This window comes from Synergistaceae bacterium (assembly GCA_017444345.1).
Lineage (GTDB): Bacteria > Synergistota > Synergistia > Synergistales > Aminobacteriaceae > JAFUXM01.
This window is the reverse complement of record JAFSWW010000133.1, coordinates 25,880-42,286: the sequence shown is the minus strand read 5'-3', so window position 1 is coordinate 42,286 and position 16,407 is coordinate 25,880. Positions and strand designations below refer to the sequence as shown.

Genomic DNA, 16,407 nt, shown 5'->3' with positions numbered 1-16,407 from the left:
TAAAATTGACAATACAAGACAAGACAATACAAGACAAGACAAGACAATACAAATATTTTACTCTAATATAAATAATTATAATTGGAGTCTGGCAGCATGAAAATAATTAAATTTGAAGATATAGCCTCCATGGGAATAAGTCCTGTTACTTGTTATAACTGGGTGAACGAGCTATTAATTAATAAAGCAAATATAATACTTCCGCCAAAAATCAGCATGAAATTTTCAAGTTTACTAGACGGCAGATTTTGCAACGTAATGCCGTGTATAATTCCTGGTGAATATTCACCGCTTGATTATTCAGTGGGAGGCGTAAAAATAGTAACTCGTTATCCAAATAGAGAGCCTGCACTTGAGAGCATATTAATATTATTTAACGCAGATAGTGGCGAAGAATTAGCTTTATTGAATGCTGACTGGATAACGGCAATGAGAACGGGAGCAGTAGCAGCACATTCGATAAAGTTACTTGCTAGAGAAAATTTCAGCAATATAGCTATTATGGGACTTGGCAACACTGCACGGGCTGTCTTGTTAGTGCTTGCTGAATTATATAAACGGGACTTGCAAATAAAATTATTGCGCTATAAATCGCAGGAAGATTTATTTATAACACGTTTTGCCGGCTATAAAAATTTAAAATTTGAATGCGTTTCAGATTATAATGATTTAATGCGGAATTCGGACGTTATAATATCTGCTGTAACATATGCCGATAAAGATTTTTGCGCTGATAATGAAATTTTTTCGCCCGGAGTTCTTGTTTTGCCTGTTCATACTAGGGGATTTACTAATTGCGATTTAATATTTGATAAAATTTTTGCAGACGATTACGGCCATGTGAAACACTTTAAGAATTTTGCGGGATTTAAGTATTTCGCTGAAGTGTCAGATATTTTGACCGGAAAATCCCCCGGACGTGAAAGCAATCAAGAAAGAATTTTAGCATACAATATCGGGATTGCTGCACATGATATAAATTTTGCTGCTAATATATATAAACTTTGCCGTAATAATATAAATATAGATATAAACATGAAAGGCTCAAGCTCTAAATTTTGGCTATAATATATAATTATAGTAAAAGGAGTGAGAAATCATGCAAAGACTATTTTTAACGCCTTCAGAAATCGCAGAAAGCGTGATAAATTCAGGAGTAAAGAAGGCAAATTTAAGAATATCACAGCAAATAAATTTAAGCATTCTAGCAGGTGTATATATCGCATTCGGTGCTCAAGCAGCAAATATGCTATCACACGCAATAAATAATCCCGGGCTGGCTAAATTATTAGCAGGCTTAATATTTCCGGCTGGCTTAATAATGGTAGTATTAGCAGGCGCAGAATTATTCACGGGTAATTGTTTAATGATTATGTCATTGAGTGAACGGCGAATAACTTTCACGCAATTAATAAAATCATGGCTAATAGTTTATATCGGGAATTTCATAGGGGGCTTATTAATAGCGTATTTAATAGCAAAATCGGGCTTACTTAGTGAAAAACTAGAAATCTTCACGATAAATATAGCACTTGTAAAAATTAATCTATCATTTATGCAGGCATTTATACGCGGCATATTATGCAACTGGCTTGTGTGTTTAGCTGTATGGATGTCGGCCGGGGCTGATGATTTTACGGGTAAGATTTTAGCGGTATTCTTTCCTGTGTGCTTATTTGTGATTTCAGGCTTTGAACACAGTATAGCGAACATGTATTATATACCAGCTGCTATATTTGCGAATAGTGCTGTAACTTGGCCGGAAATGTTTAATAATTTATTGCCCGTAACACTAGGAAATATCACGGGCGGAGCGTTTTTTGTCGGGGGTATTTACTGGTATTGTTACGCGAGAAAATTTTATTAGCTTAAATCAAAGGCTCTGACTTGATAAATAAATTAATTTAATTCTTGCTTCAGGGCCTCGATTAAAATATTATTATCGCTTTGATTTCTTATTGCCAGACGTATATAATTCTGCCCTGTTTTGCGAGCTAAATTTTTGATTAATATATTGTGCCTGACCAGCAGTTTTTTAGCGAGTTCGTCCGAAGAAATGCCTTTAACTTCAGCCATTAAGAAATTTGCTTGTGAGTGAAATACTGTTAAATTATTTATTCTCTCAAGTTCACGCGTAAATCTCTCACGTTCAAGCCTGAATTTATTTAATGCCTCGTGATAGTCTTTATCGTACTTGCCTAAAATCTGCATAAAGAACTCCGCGAAAGAATTTATATTCCAGATTGCAATATCTTTCTTGAGGTGTGAAATTATCTCGCAATCACCTGACGCAAGAATGCCCAGTCTAAGCCCCGGCACTCCGTAGGATTTTGATATGCTTTTGACGATAAATAAATGCTTATTTGCGCTTAATATTTCCTGATTTATGAATGAATTATCACTCTCATCTGCGAAATCAGCGAATGACTCATCAAGTATTAACTTGCATTTTTTCTCGTGAGTGAACGCAATTAATTTATTAATATCTGATTTATTTATATAATTTCCGCTTGGGTTATCGGGATTTATTAAGACGAGCGCGCTAATTTCTTTATCAGCGAAAAATTTTATAATATCATCAGCGTCATATTTATAATCACGGCTCGGAGGCGTGAAAATTATAGAGTTCTCATTATTATATCTATTCGGGTACTCTTCAAAAGTGGGACGAATAAAGCCGGCATTACCAGTTATAATATTTTCCATGAGGCTTTTTATCAGCTCGGCAGCTCCATTACCGGGGCAAATATTATTTATATTCACGTTAAAATTTTTTGCGGCTAATAAAGAATTCACTTGCATACCGCTGGGATAATTTGTTAATAAGACATCAAAATTTGCGCGTATTTCGTCAAGCAATCTCTTAGGCGGGAAGAACGGATTAACTAAATAGCAGTAATCAATCAGTCCCGGATAACGCCAATAACCGCCGTATCTTGCTTCAAAGCGTTTAATTTTCTCGTCATCATTTGGCATAAAAATAGACTCGGCGATTTCTAAGTCTTGAATGTCGTCTATCTCGTACCATTTTTGACCGTGTAATTTTTTCGCTTCAATTTCGGGATAATCGAGCATAGTTATAATTCTTAGAACCTGCTCATAGTACTCATTGCGTCCGAGTGCTTCCTGATAGGCTTTAAGAAAAGGCACATAGTGAGTTCGTGAAAAATGTTCGCTGAACTTGTAAATATTCACAGTTTTATAATATTCGTGAATCTCGTCAAATTTAAATTTTTTGCCGGGAACGAATGACTCTATGCCCCCCCCCCCCCTATGTAATTTTACGCATGTCCCGTCCATCCATGACTCATATTTATCGACAAGTGCTAAATTTTCGCGAGGGTCGTCAAGAATGCAATCAATAACGGAATCATCAAATATTAAATCAGACTCAAGCAACAAAGTATCTTCATTGCATAAATGCTCACTTGCGAGTGCCAGCGAGTAAATATTATTAGTCTTGTCATAGATGGAATTATTAATATACACAATCGGCGTTTTTGTGTTGAGAGTTGCAATATATTTAATTAGCTTCTCACTTTCATAGCCGATAACTATAATAACACGCGATAAATTATGCTTGTCCAGCTGTCTTAGCATTCGTTCAATTAGAGTAACGCCGTTGACTTTTACCATACATTTTGTATTATTGCGGGTTAATTCTTTAAGCCTCTTGCCCATTCCCGCAGCTAAAATCACAGCTTGCACGTTAAAATCGCCCTCCTGATAATAATATAATAAAAACAGGCCTATTTAATCAAGACCTGCATAATATTATAATATTATTTAATCAAACATGTTACTGATTGATAATTCCTCGTGAACTCGTCTAATAGCTTCAGCAAATAACGGTGCTATAGAAAGTTGCATGATTTTGCTTGAAATTTTTTCGCTCGTAATGGGTATAGTGTCAGAGCAGATTAATTTTTCTATACATGAGCTATTAATCCTGTCAATAGCCGGGCCTGATAATACAGCATGAGTAGCACAGGCATAAATTTTCAGGCAGCCCTTTTCTTTGAGAGCCTCAGCCGCATGACAAATCGTTCCCGCCGTGTCAATCATGTCATCGACTAATATAGCAATTCTATTATTAATATTGCCGACAATGTCAATAACTTCAGAGACGTTAGCGACATCATAAGAACGCCTTTTGTCGACTATAGCAATATCAGTGTCTAAGAGTGTAGCAAAACGCCGCGCCCTTGTAACTCCGCCGGTATCAGGCGACACAACAACAACACGCCCATTTTCTAAATCCTGCGCAAGAAAATTTTTAAAGTAGTCAGCAAGTAACTTCATGCCCGTTAAGTGGTCAACAGGAATATCAAAGAAGCCTTGTAACTGGCCCGTGTGTAAATCTGCTGTGATTACCCTGTCAAAGCCGCCTTGTGTCAATAAATTAGCGATTAATTTTGCAGTGATTGGCTCTCTAGGTTTTGCCTTCCTGTCTTGACGAGCATAGCCGTAATAGGGAATTACAGCGTTTATATAATGAGCTGAAGCCCTGCGCATTGAATCGGCCATTATAAGCAATTCTATAATATTTTCATTTGCGGGGGTGCATGTCGGTTGAATAATAAACACGTCAGCGCCTCTGACTGGCTCATTTAAGCTAATGCCTATTTCTCCGTCTGAAAATCTGTAGCGTTTAATATCTGATAATGGGACGTTTAATTCTCTGCTGATTCTCTCGGCAAATTCAGGGTGAGCTGTGCCGGAAAAAATTTTTATGCCGTGTCCTCTTGACAAGATTAATTAACTCCTTTCGCGATATTATTTCTTGTTATGCCTCAATGACCAGTCAATTATATTAACTTGTCTTGCGCGTCCTACTCCTAAAGAATTATCAGGCACTTTTTGAGTTATCACAGACCCCGCCGCAGTTGCCGCATTATCGCCGATTTCAGCCGGTGCTACAAACATTGTGTCAGAGCCTATAAAGCAATTATTACCGATAAAAGTTTTATTTTTGTGTTCGCCGTCATAATTGCAAGTAATACTTCCTGCGCCTATATTCACGTCATGCCCTAGTGTAGCATCTCCCATGTAAGACAAATGCGGGACTTTGGAATTTGCGCCTATATGAGAATTCTTTAACTCCACGAATTTGCCCGCAAAAGAATTACTTTCTAAGCACGAATTATCACGGATATAACAAAACGGGCCGGCTTTGGCAAAATCCTTTAATTCGCTGTTCTCGACTATCACATAAGCTATTAATTTCACGTCAGAGCCGAGTTTAGCATTATTTAATATACAGCCTGAGCCGATATAGCTGTTTGCTTGAATTTCGCTATTTCCGTAAATTTGAACGTTCGGCATTATTACTACATCGGGTGATAATTTCACGTCTGAGCCTATATAAACGCTTTCAGGGTCAAGAATTCTAACGCCGTTATCGAGCCAGTAATTAATTATTCTCATTCTTAAATCACGCGTAACATTAGCTAGCTCTGATTGAGTATTAACCCCCTGCATTTCCTGCTCAGACATGATAAATGCTGTAGTCGTCATGCCCTGATTATTCATTAAAGCTAATGCGTCAGTCAAATAATATTCATGCTGGGAATTATCATTATTGATTAAGTCTATAATTTTCTCAAGCGATTTAACACGGAATGCGTAACAGCCTGCGTTGACTTCTTTAATAGTGCGCTGTGATTGATTAGCGTCTTTATATTCTATTATAGAAACTTGATTATTTTCTCGGATTATTCGGCCGTATGAGGCGGGATTTTGCGCTATAAAAGTTATTACCGTGCAGTCATGATTATCACAATTTGCGATTAAATTTTTAAGGCTTTCAGGTGTAATCAGGGGCAAATCACCATTTAAGACGATTAAATTATTATATTCTGCCCAGAATTCACGAGCGCATTTAACAGCGTGGCCCGTGCCTAGTTGTTCATGCTGATATAAAATTTTGATTGATGGGAATAAATTTTTTATGTGAGCTTCTACTTTGTCGCCTCCTGAACCTACAAGAACACAAATATTTTCGGGACTTATTCCGGCCGATAAGATATTATTTAACACGTAATCTATAATCGGTCTGTCTAAAACGGGCTGTAAAACTTTAGGTTCTGCGCTCTTCATTCTTGTGCCTTTACCTGCCGCCATGACGAAAACGCATAAATCTTTCATGAATTAAATCACCTCGTTTATTTCGTTAAACTGGGGAGGCTGGAATCGAACCAACATTCTCGGATCCAAATTCCGGTGTCCTGCCTTTAGACTACTCCCCAACAACGCGATTTATTTTACGTGAACTACCGCCACTTATAGAAGTTGCGGCTTCCTAATTCATCAGGCTTTTATTTTACTTAAAATTTTTATATAGTCAAGTTTTTATGCGAGAAAATCTTTATTGCTATTATTATCAGGTAATAAATCAATGAGTTTTTCAGGCAATTTTTCAGGCTCGTTATTATCATTATTATTATCCTGCATTAATTTATCGAGTTCGGAAGCGTCAAGAATTTCTTTATCAAGCAAGACACTTGAAATCTTATCTAGTAAAGCCCGTTTATCCGTTAAAATTTCCTTTGCAGTCTGATAGCACGCGTCAATTATGCCCTTGACTTCCTTGTCGATTTCAAAAGCTACCTGCTCGCTGTAATTCTTATCTTCTGCTAAATCACGGCCTAAAAATATTTCTTCACGTTTATTGCCGAGCTTAACAAGTCCTAATTTTTCGCTCATTCCTAATTGTGTTACCATTTGCCGGGCTATCTGAGTCGCTCGTTCCAAATCATTGGCTGCCCCGCTCGTTACGTCGTTGAATATAATTTCTTCAGCAACTCGGCCGCTTAATAATATAGCAATCCTGTTCATTAATTGCGATTTAGTAATCAAGAATCTATCTTCTTCGGGTAATTGCAGAGTATAACCCAGTGCGGCATTTCCACGCGGTATAATAGAAATCTTGTGTACAGGGTCAGCGCCGGGCAAAACTTTAGCGACAATTGCATGACCTGTTTCGTGATAAGCTACGATTTTTTTCTCGTGTTCACTTATTATACGGCTTTTACGTTCAGGACCGGCCATAACTCGTTCTATACCTTCTTCTAGGTCAGACATTTCGATTTTTTCCTTACCTTTTCGAGCCGCCAATAAAGCCCCTTCATTCACCAAATTTGCTAAATCAGCACCGACAAGTCCCGGAGTTCTGCGCGCTAAAATGCTTATATCTACGTCATCAGAAAACTTTTTTTCTTTCATGTGAACGCGTAAAATTTCCTCACGGCCTTTAACATCAGGTTTATCTACTACAATATGCCTGTCAAACCGTCCCGGCCTCAATAATGCAGGGTCTAATATATCAGGCCGGTTAGTAGCTGCTATTAAAATAGTGCTAGATTTATCGTCAAAGCCGTCAAGCTCGACTAATAATTGATTTAAAGTTTGTTCGCGCTCATCGTGGCCGCCTCCCAGTCCCGCACCCCTTTGTCTGCCTACCGCGTCCATTTCGTCAATGAATATAATACAGGGCTGATATTTTTTCGACTGCTCGAATAAATCACGAACACGAGCCGCACCAACTCCGACAAACATTTCTACAAAGTCCGAACCGCTTGTACTGAAAAACGGTACATCAGCCTCACCAGCCGCCGCACGAGCTAATAAAGTTTTGCCAGTTCCCGGACTTCCTACCAGTAAAACGCCCTTAGGAACTTTCGCGCCCAGTTTCTTGAATTTTTCAGGGTCCTTCAAAAAGTGTATAACTTCCTGCAATTCTTCTTTTGCTTCTTCACAGCCTGCGACATCTTTAAACGTAACTTTTGGCTTGTTATCAAGAAATAATTTCGCTTTACTCCGGCCGAATGACATAATGCGACCGCCCCCGCCCTGCATATTGTAGAGAAAATATACCCATACGCCGATTAATAGCAAAGTCGGGAATAACGAACTCATTAAATTTACAAGCCAAGTATTTTTTTGAGGTGCCTCAACTGTTACGATTATATTTTTAGCCGCCGCCTTGTCCGCCAAGCCTGCAACGTCAAGCCCATACGTCAAAAATCTTTCGCCCGAATGGAATTCGCCCTGAATAATTGCCGAGCTTGATTCGCCCTGTATAGTATTATTTCGGATTTGGAGAATTCTGATTTTTCCTGCGTCCATATCCTTTAAGAACTGGCTGTAGCTGATTTCGTCATATTGCTTCTGAACTTCTTCAGGTGTCAAGAAAGTATTTACCATTGTTACGACAACTAAGACTAGAATTAAATACAAGCCTAAATTTTTAACGATTTTGCCCAAGATAAAAATTACCCTCCGTTTATAATATAAATGCTTTTCTATGATTATAACAGTATAACAGAGGGGAATTAAATTTTTACCGGTCAATCACACATTTTTATTCGCGCCAGAAAACAGCAAGCCATATACAGGGCTCATTACTTGACGTGTATATAACTCTGTGTTTAACGTGTGCAGGAATTATTACCCAGTCGCCCGGCTTGAACTCTAATATATAATTATGCTCGAATTCTAGTTTTGCCCGGCCTTGTAAGACAGCTACAAATTCAAATTCTGACTGGTCATAATAAAAATTTTCGGGCGAAATATGACCCTGCGAGACTATATGCTCTATTCTTAAATTTTTGCTTTCACGTGATAATAACTCGTTAATAAATTCATTCTCTGTGTGATTTACAGACTCGTATAAATTACCAGTTTTCAGCTCCATTTTTGCAATACCTCTTTTTATGACATTATAGCAAGTTTTTATAATGAACTGCCCGCGTATTTCAGGCATTAAATTTTTTCGCATTCACCTAATTTTATAACGAGTTTGCACCCGTCAAGCCTAATTATTTACATGATAAATTTTTATTGCCGTTGCCCCTTAAAATTTCATAAATCATTTATGTACACTATAAATTTTTTATTGCCGATATAACACTGCTTTATAACGAGTTCGCCGCGTATTTTTCCCTGTAATCACACATAAAATTTTAAATAATATATATTTTACTTGCAAATAAATCATAAATGCTATATAATCTCTCTTGTGTTGGAGATATGACACAAAAGCAATAAAATCTAATAACAAAGGAAGTGAGTAAGATGGCAGTATCAATGAACCCGAAAAAAACGGCAGTGAGTATCAAACTCAATAACGGCACTGACAGCGAGGGCAAAATCAAATCGGTAAATCTCAATCTGGGAACTCTCAAGATAGCAGATTTTACCAGTGAGACGGCACAGAAGGCGCAGAATATCATAAACGCATTAACGCCGTGTCTAAGCAAAGCAGTATTAGGCGTAGAAAAAACGCACGTTGATTTTCTTGTTGAGGGCGTATAGTTTAAGCTCGTAAAAAAGTTAAGGAGGTGAGAGAGATGGCGAACAACAAGAAACTTGTAATGACTTTCAAGTGTGAGGACGGCAAAGAGCATAATTTTAGCTGGAACCATGCAGACGATACGATGAGGGACGCAGACGCAAAAAATCTTGCAGACACGATAATAACTAACGGAAGTATATTCGAGAATGTCCCAGTCGAGGCAACCGGCGCAAAAGTAGTTGTAACGACTGAGAGCGAACTCGATATAAGAGAATAGCTTGAATAAATAAATAAATTTCTCCCCGAGTTTATGAACAGCTCAGGGAGTTTTTTTATGCCTTAAGAAAGAATTCATATACGATAAATAATATGGTAAGAGCAAGCATTAAGAATGATACATCTTTGAATTTACCGGTGAAAATCTTCATAGTTGTGTAAAGAATTATAGCGAACTCAATACCTACAGCAATAGAATAGGCAAACGGCATCATAAAGAAACCCACTAAAGAAGGAATTAACTCCGTCCAGTCGTCATAATTAATATCTCGCAAAGACATCATCATGTAAACGCCTACGAGAATTAAAGCCGGAGCAGTCGCATATCCCGGTACAATAGTAACTAGAGGCGTAAAGAATATAGCGGCAATAAATAATAAAGCAGTCGTCAAAGCAGTCAAGCCCGTTCTGCCTCCCTGAGCTACACCACTAGAGCTTTCTACATAACTTGTAACTGTACTAGTTCCCATAACAGCCCCTGCCATAGTTGCAACAGCGTCGGCCATGAGTGCACCTTTAGCGCGCGGTAAATTTCCGTTTTCGTCAAGTAATCCCGACCTCGAACACACACCGACTAGAGTTCCCAGAGTGTCAAAGAAATCTACAAAGAAGAACGCGAATACTACTACCCAGAATTCAGGAGTTTTTATCATGCTGAAATCAAGATGGCCTGTTATAGGCGCAATAGAATTTAAATCAGGCATTGAGAAAATTTTTTCAGGGAGGGGCGTTAATCCCAGATACATAGAAAGCCCTGTAATTATTACCATGCCGATTAATAAAGCCGCTTTTACTTTTAAGGCCGTCAACACGCTCATTATAAACAGTCCCAGCATACTTAACATCATGGGAATATTATTACTTATTCTGCCCAGTCCCACGAGTGTAGCGTCATTGTTTGTGATTATTCCTGAAGATTGAAGCCCTATGAACGCAATAAATAAGCCAATCCCCGCAGAAATGCCAATTTTTAAGGATTTAGGAATTGAATTCATTATAGCTTCACGAATATTTGTGAGAGTAAGCACCGCAAAAATAGCTCCCTCAATTAATACCGCCGCGAGTGCCATCTGCCAAGTAACAGGCTCGCCGTTAATCTTCATATTTAAGACGACACCGAACGCAAAAAACGCATTCAAGCCCATACCCGGAGCAAGTGCAATCGGATAATTTGCAAATATTGCCATTAAGAACGTTCCCAGTGCAGACGCAAGACAAGTTATTATAACAAGTGCATTCTTGTCCATACCCGTTGCGCTTAAAATGTCAGGATTGACAATGATAATATATGACATCGTTAAAAATGTCGTGAGGCCTGCAAGAACTTCAGTCATAAAAGTAGTATTATTCTCATTCAGCTTAAATAATGACATAATATCACGCTCCTAAAAATTTTTTGCCTCATTATCCCACAAATCAAATTTTATGCATACCCCGGGCGCGCGTTCCGCGCTATGTACTGGACGCTTGCGCTAGGCATAATGAAGTGTGTAATTAATTCACAAATAAATCCTGCCTGCCTCCTTTAGTAATATCGATATAGCCCAAATCAGTAATTCTAAGTTCACCGATAACGCTTAAGCACAAGAAAGAAAGCACCATAAACGGATGAGGGATTTCCACGCCTAAATTTTTTGCAGTATCTTCCATTTTTGTGAGCTCGCTCGCTACCTGTTCAGCCTTAAGATAACTCATAAGTCCCCCGATTGGAAGCGCAAAAGAATTAATTACATTATCCCCCTGAGTTAAAACAAGTCCGCCGCCCATGTTTGCAAGTTCATTTAATGCAGTAATAATGCTTTTATCATCAGCACCGGCGACTACGAAATTATGAGCGTCATGCGCAACACTTGAGCCTATTGCACCCGTTTTTATGCCCAATCCCTTAACGAAGCCCACGCCGAACCGCCCTGTGTTATTATGACGTTCAAGCACTATAATTTTAGCTAAATCAACTAAATTTTTTCCTTGAGACGTGTCAATTTCAAGCGATTTAGTAATAATGCTGCCTTGTGTTATCCCGATTGCCCGAATAATTTTATTATTTATATCGAGTTTTATTTGCTCAAGAGTGGGAATGTTAGTGATTCTAGTTTTTATCGCCGGAGCTAAATGCAAATCTTCATTCATTGTGAAAATATCTCCGTCCTTGACTATTAAGCGGCCATTTTTCCAGACATATTTAACGCTGAAATCTTGATTTATTTCTTTATCTTCAAGAATAGCAAAATCTGCGAGCTTACCCGGTGCAATAAGGCCCCTGTCATAAAGCCTGAAATATTCTGCCGGGCTTAGTGTAAGAAGTCTTAAGGCTGTGAAAGGATTTATATTTTCACGGCACATAATGCGCATTTTTTCGTCCATATGACCGCGTTCTAATAAATATCTAGCTGTAATATCATCACTGACGACCATACAGCGGGCCGCATTCAAAGGATTTTCACGAATTAACGGCAATAAAGTTTTTAAATCAGGAAATGCCGCACCCTCTCTAATCATGAGCCACATACCCCGCGATAATTTTTCTCTTGCCTCGTCTAAATTTGTGCATTCATGATCGCTGTCAATTCCCGAACACATATAAGCGTTTAAATTTTTGCCTGATACTCCCGGAGCATGTCCAGTTAAAGGCCTGTTGCCAGCTGCTAAGATTTTGCCCCATGCCTCAGGGTCGCCGTTAATTACAGCCGGATAATTCATCATTTCGCCTAAATGCTGCGTTAAGGCCGTGTCGAAAAAATTTTTTATTGAGTTCATATCTAATTCTTGAAAAGGTGTCTCAAATTCTGACGCAGGAACACACGACGGAGCACCGAAAAATATATCAATCGGCAAAGAACGGGACGCCGCAAACATGTATTCAAGCCCGTTTACTCCCAGTGCGTTAGAAATTTCGTGAGGATCAGCCATTACCGCGCTGGTTCCGTGAAGAGCCGCTATATCTGCAAAATTTGCCGGTGTCATCATAGTGTCTTCAATGTGAATATGCCCGTCAATCATTCCCGGAATTAATGCCCGCCCCTGTGCGTCAAAATGTGTCTTAGCATCTGAATATTTGCCAATTCCTGCGATTTTTCCGGAATAAATAGCTATATCCGCAAGTTCGTAATTTTGCGTGAAAATATTTGCTATATTTGCATTATGAATTATCGTATCAGCTTGTAAATCGCCCCTCGCAACGGCCGCAAATTTTATCATGTTTATAACGCCTCCCATAAAAATTTTATTTATTATATATTGCAGTGAGAAATTTATAATCCTGAAAAAATTTATTTCTTGAATATAACGAGCTTTGTGGCTGCATAAATATTTTATTGCTTGAGTTCGCATTTATCGTGAAAAATTTATCCCGACAATATAAATATAACGCATAATTAAGCCCTCACTTGAATATAACGAGCTTTGCAGCTACATAATTTAATATAATCACTAAAATATTGCTGATTATTTTCACCGGCATGTCATAAAAATTTAATAGATCAACGAAAATATACATAATCGCTAAATCCATTAAGCCCGTGCTTATACGAGCCATTACGAATAAATAGAACTCGTGAAAGAGAGGCCCGTGCGAAAAAAATACAAATTTACGATTAGCCCAGAATGAGAATATCACGGCCAAGACCCACGATAACGCAGAACTTGAGACAACACCGAGATAAAATTTTCTCGTGAACAGCCAGTAAAGAAATATAGCTAATAAAGTAGTAAGAACTCCGACAATGCCATATAAAAATAAATGCTTAAAAGTTTTATAATTCATGAGACAGCCCCGATTAAAATTTTTTAGCTATTATATAATATATCGCGTATATTTTTATGGAGGGGAATTTATTTAATGGCAAAAAGTTTTTACGTAACGACACCGATTTATTATGTAAATGACAAGCCTCATATCGGGCACGCTTATACGACAATTGCATGTGATGTGATTTCTCGTTATATGAGACTGAAGGGCTATGACGTTAAATTTTTGACAGGAACTGACGAACACGGCCAGAAAATAGAACGCGCTGCAAACTCTCAAAATAAGACTCCTCAAGAATTAGTTGACGAGATTCACGTAAAATTTAAAGATTTATGGCAGGTCTTGAATATTTCGAACGATGATTTTATCAGGACAACTGAAGAGCGGCATATCAAGACAGTACAAAAAATTTTCTCGCAGTTATTATCACAGGGCGATATTTATAAAAGCAAATATGAAGGCTTATATTGTGTCTCATGTGAAAATTACGTGAGCGAGTCAAACATGGGAGAAAATCAAACATGTCCCGATTGCGGCAGTAAATTAATTTCAATGCAGGAAGAAAGCTATTTTTTCAGAGCCTCAAAATATGTCCCGGACTTAATAAAATATTATGAGAATAACCCGAATGCTATAAAGCCTGTTACACGCTATAATGAAATCATGAGCTTTTTACGGGGCGGCGTTAAAGATATTTCCGTATCAAGAACTAGCTTAAAATGGGGGATACCAGTTCCCGGCGATGAGAATCACGTTATCTATGTCTGGTTTGACGCGCTTATAAATTATCTCTCAGCTTTACAGGGCGACGACTACAAAAAATTTTGGCCCGGTTATCACGTTGTCGGCAAGGATATAATTAGATTTCATTGTGTAACTTGGCCGTTAATGCTGATTGCCTTAAATGAGAAATTACCGGCTGGAATTATTGCGCATGGATGGTGGACTATCAAAGGCGGCAAAATGAGCAAGTCCAAAGGCAACGTTATAGACCCTCTTGACATGATTAATAAATACGGTCTTGACCCGTTCAGATATTTTTTAATGCGAGAAATACCGTTTGGCTCAGACGGGGAATTCAGCGAGGATGCATTAATAGGCCGTATAAATTCAGATTTAGCTAACGACTTAGGCAATTTATTAAATCGCACTCTTCAAATGATAAAGAATTATCGCGCCGGAGTTGTGCCTGAATGTGATAAATCAAGCTCGCCACTAAGTGAACTAGCTCAAGATATTATTTCAAGAGTAGATAATTTCATGAAAGATTTTGCGTTTGATAGTGCCTTAAAAGCTATATGGGAATTTATTTCGCGGGCTAATAAATTTATTGACGAGACAACCCCTTGGATCTTAGCTAAGAATAACGAGTCAGAACGCCTGAATTATGTATTATTGAATCTGTATGAGGCCTTGAGACTTTGCGCTGTGTTATTATTCCCCTTTATGCCGAGTACCAGCGAAAAAATTTGCGTTCAATTAGGTTGCGATTTAAAAATTTCTGACTGGGGCAATGGAGCAGGAAATAAAATTAACAAGGGCGATATATTATTCCCTAGAATTGACACAAAGAAGGAGCAAAAAAATATGTCGGATAATCCGGAAGTTACGCCAGAAAGCAAAGAAAGCGAATTAATTACGATTGAAGATTTTGCACGAGTTCAAATGCGCGTCGGACAAATTACCAGCTGTGAAGAAATACCCAGATCTAAAAAGTTATATAAATTAACTATAGATTTAGGCTCAGAAACTCGAACAGTTTGCAGCGGAATTAAAGAATATTTCTCACCGGACGAATTAACAGGGCAAAAAATTATACTTGTCTGCAATCTCAAGCCCGTTAAATTATGCGGAGTAGAAAGCAACGGGATGATTTTAGCAGCAAGCATAAAGAGTGAAGGCAAATTAACGCTTTTAACGCCTTTAGATGAGAATATACCATTAGGGAGCGTAGTGAGCTAGAATGATAAATATCAGAAGGCGCGAATATGAATTCTTGAACGGTGAAATAAATTCATGGCTTGACGAGAATATAATCACGAGTGAGCAGAGTGAAAAAATTTTATCACTCTATGAAATCAAAGAGTATTCATTAAAGCGAATATTAATTTTAGCTGGAGTTATTTTATTAGGACTGGGAGCTGTGAGTTTTCTTGCTTCAAAGTGGCATGAATTGCCGAAATTATTGCGTTTATGCGTGCTTATCGGGGGCTATGCATTATCGTTAATAGCGTGTTCGATTTCAGGAATTCGCACTAAAGCCGGGAAGAGTTTTTTATTGCTGGCAAGTTTTATTTTAGGTTCGGGGATTTTCTTAGGCACTCGAATGTATAATATCAAGCTCGATTTGTCGCAAATTCTTGAATTCTGGCTGTTAGCTGAAATTGTAACATGCATGATAACTAGTGATTTATGGCAGGTTTATTTACTGGAAATCTTGAGTCTTATATATTTAATCGTGATAAATGCAATAGATATTTTTGCCCTGCAATTCATGAATTCGGCGCATTTTGCAATGTGGGAATTTTTCGTCCCTGTAAAAGCCTTTATCTTGCTGGCTTTATTATGGCTGGTGAACTGGCGTATTAGAACACGTGCAATCATAAACGCTAATATTTTAATCACGTTATTATTATGCGCTTCCCGAATGAGTTTGTGTTTAGGCGGAACTCTTACACTTGTAATTCTTGCAATAATCGGCGGTGTTATGTCATTCTTAATGAAGCATTCAGACGGTCAGACAATGGGATTATTAATTGCGGGAGTATTCGGCTTATTATTAACTTGGCCGGAGTTCTGGAATTCATGGGACTATGCGAAAATTTTAAGCGTAGTGAGTGCCTTGTGTCTCGTGCCCTTAATGCTGATAAATATTTGGCGCGGTCATTTAGTCGCCGGAGTAGTATTTTGCGTGTTGCTGGTATGTAGATACTTCTTTGACAGCTTATTCGGATTTATGCCGAAAGCCTGGGGATTTACTTTACTGGGCTTAATATTTATGCTGATAGGGGTATTTTTTGAGAAATTGCGAACTCATGAATCAGCACAGGACGGAAATTTATAATAAATATGGGAACATGAGAGGCTC

General features: G+C 38.1%; 14 protein-coding genes and 1 tRNA gene. 6 read left to right on the top strand and 9 right to left on the bottom strand.

What is annotated here, in order from left to right; genetic code table 11:
• Positions 1-96 precede the first annotated feature (96 nt).
• Complete coding sequence (locus IJS99_10560; protein ID MBQ7562249.1) at positions 97-1,068, top strand: hypothetical protein; 972 nt, start codon at positions 97-99, stop codon at positions 1,066-1,068.
• A 31-nt stretch (positions 1,069-1,099) separates the two neighbouring features.
• Positions 1,100-1,867, top strand: coding sequence for a formate/nitrite transporter family protein (locus IJS99_10555; GenBank protein MBQ7562248.1), 768 nt, complete (start codon positions 1,100-1,102; stop codon positions 1,865-1,867).
• A gap of 32 nt (positions 1,868-1,899) precedes the next feature.
• Here the strand turns inward: IJS99_10555 and IJS99_10550 are convergent, their stop codons facing one another.
• The 6 genes from IJS99_10550 to IJS99_10525 all read right to left on the bottom strand — a co-directional run bounded on the left by IJS99_10550 (position 1,900) and on the right by IJS99_10525 (position 8,779).
• Positions 1,900-3,708, bottom strand: a complete 1,809-nt coding sequence (locus IJS99_10550; protein ID MBQ7562247.1) for an aminotransferase class I/II-fold pyridoxal phosphate-dependent enzyme — start codon at positions 3,706-3,708, stop codon at positions 1,900-1,902.
• Positions 3,709-3,786: 78 nt separating this feature from the next.
• Positions 3,787-4,755 carry a ribose-phosphate pyrophosphokinase gene (locus IJS99_10545; protein MBQ7562246.1) on the bottom strand — a complete coding sequence of 323 codons (969 nt, stop codon included), beginning with the start codon at positions 4,753-4,755 and terminating at the stop codon, positions 3,787-3,789.
• A 21-nt stretch (positions 4,756-4,776) separates the two neighbouring features.
• Complete coding sequence (glmU, locus tag IJS99_10540) at positions 4,777-6,147, bottom strand: bifunctional UDP-N-acetylglucosamine diphosphorylase/glucosamine-1-phosphate N-acetyltransferase GlmU (GenBank protein ID MBQ7562245.1); 1,371 nt, start codon at positions 6,145-6,147, stop codon at positions 4,777-4,779.
• 30 nt (positions 6,148-6,177) lie between these two features.
• Positions 6,178-6,248: transfer RNA gene (locus IJS99_10535), tRNA-Gln, on the bottom strand.
• A 103-nt stretch (positions 6,249-6,351) separates the two neighbouring features.
• Positions 6,352-8,265, bottom strand: a complete 1,914-nt coding sequence (gene ftsH, locus IJS99_10530; protein ID MBQ7562244.1) for an ATP-dependent zinc metalloprotease FtsH — start codon at positions 8,263-8,265, stop codon at positions 6,352-6,354.
• A 97-nt stretch (positions 8,266-8,362) separates the two neighbouring features.
• Positions 8,363-8,779, bottom strand: coding sequence for a cupin domain-containing protein (locus tag IJS99_10525; GenBank protein MBQ7562243.1), 417 nt, complete (start codon positions 8,777-8,779; stop codon positions 8,363-8,365).
• Positions 8,780-9,075: 296 nt separating this feature from the next.
• On the opposite strand from IJS99_10525, the gene IJS99_10520 reads away from it, so the two are divergent.
• Together IJS99_10520 and IJS99_10515 are read left to right on the top strand one after the other, a co-directional pair.
• Entirely contained in the window at positions 9,076-9,315 is a 240-nt protein-coding gene (locus IJS99_10520; GenBank protein ID MBQ7562242.1) for a hypothetical protein, read from the top strand.
• 35 nt (positions 9,316-9,350) lie between these two features.
• Complete coding sequence (locus IJS99_10515; protein ID MBQ7562241.1) at positions 9,351-9,572, top strand: DUF2922 family protein; 222 nt, start codon at positions 9,351-9,353, stop codon at positions 9,570-9,572.
• 55 nt (positions 9,573-9,627) lie between these two features.
• Here the strand turns inward: IJS99_10515 and IJS99_10510 are convergent, their stop codons facing one another.
• From IJS99_10510 to IJS99_10500, 3 genes are all read right to left on the bottom strand, one after another.
• The gene (locus IJS99_10510) at positions 9,628-10,944 is read right to left on the bottom strand and encodes an NCS2 family permease (protein ID MBQ7562240.1); all 1,317 of its coding nucleotides are present in this window, start codon (positions 10,942-10,944) and stop codon (positions 9,628-9,630) included.
• Between the two features lie 121 nt (positions 10,945-11,065).
• Positions 11,066-12,769: an adenine deaminase gene (gene ade / locus IJS99_10505; GenBank protein ID MBQ7562239.1), complete on the bottom strand. Its 1,704-nt coding sequence runs from the start codon at positions 12,767-12,769 to the stop codon at positions 11,066-11,068.
• 184 nt (positions 12,770-12,953) lie between these two features.
• Positions 12,954-13,334 carry a GtrA family protein gene (locus tag IJS99_10500; protein ID MBQ7562238.1) on the bottom strand — a complete coding sequence of 127 codons (381 nt, stop codon included), beginning with the start codon at positions 13,332-13,334 and terminating at the stop codon, positions 12,954-12,956.
• A gap of 75 nt (positions 13,335-13,409) precedes the next feature.
• Here IJS99_10500 and metG point away from each other — a divergent pair, with 75 nt between their 5' ends.
• Positions 13,410-15,281 carry a methionine--tRNA ligase gene (gene metG, locus IJS99_10495; protein MBQ7562237.1) on the top strand — a complete coding sequence of 624 codons (1,872 nt, stop codon included), beginning with the start codon at positions 13,410-13,412 and terminating at the stop codon, positions 15,279-15,281.
• Between the two features lies 1 nt (position 15,282).
• Complete coding sequence (locus IJS99_10490; protein ID MBQ7562236.1) at positions 15,283-16,383, top strand: DUF2157 domain-containing protein; 1,101 nt, start codon at positions 15,283-15,285, stop codon at positions 16,381-16,383.
• Positions 16,384-16,407 lie beyond the last annotated feature (24 nt).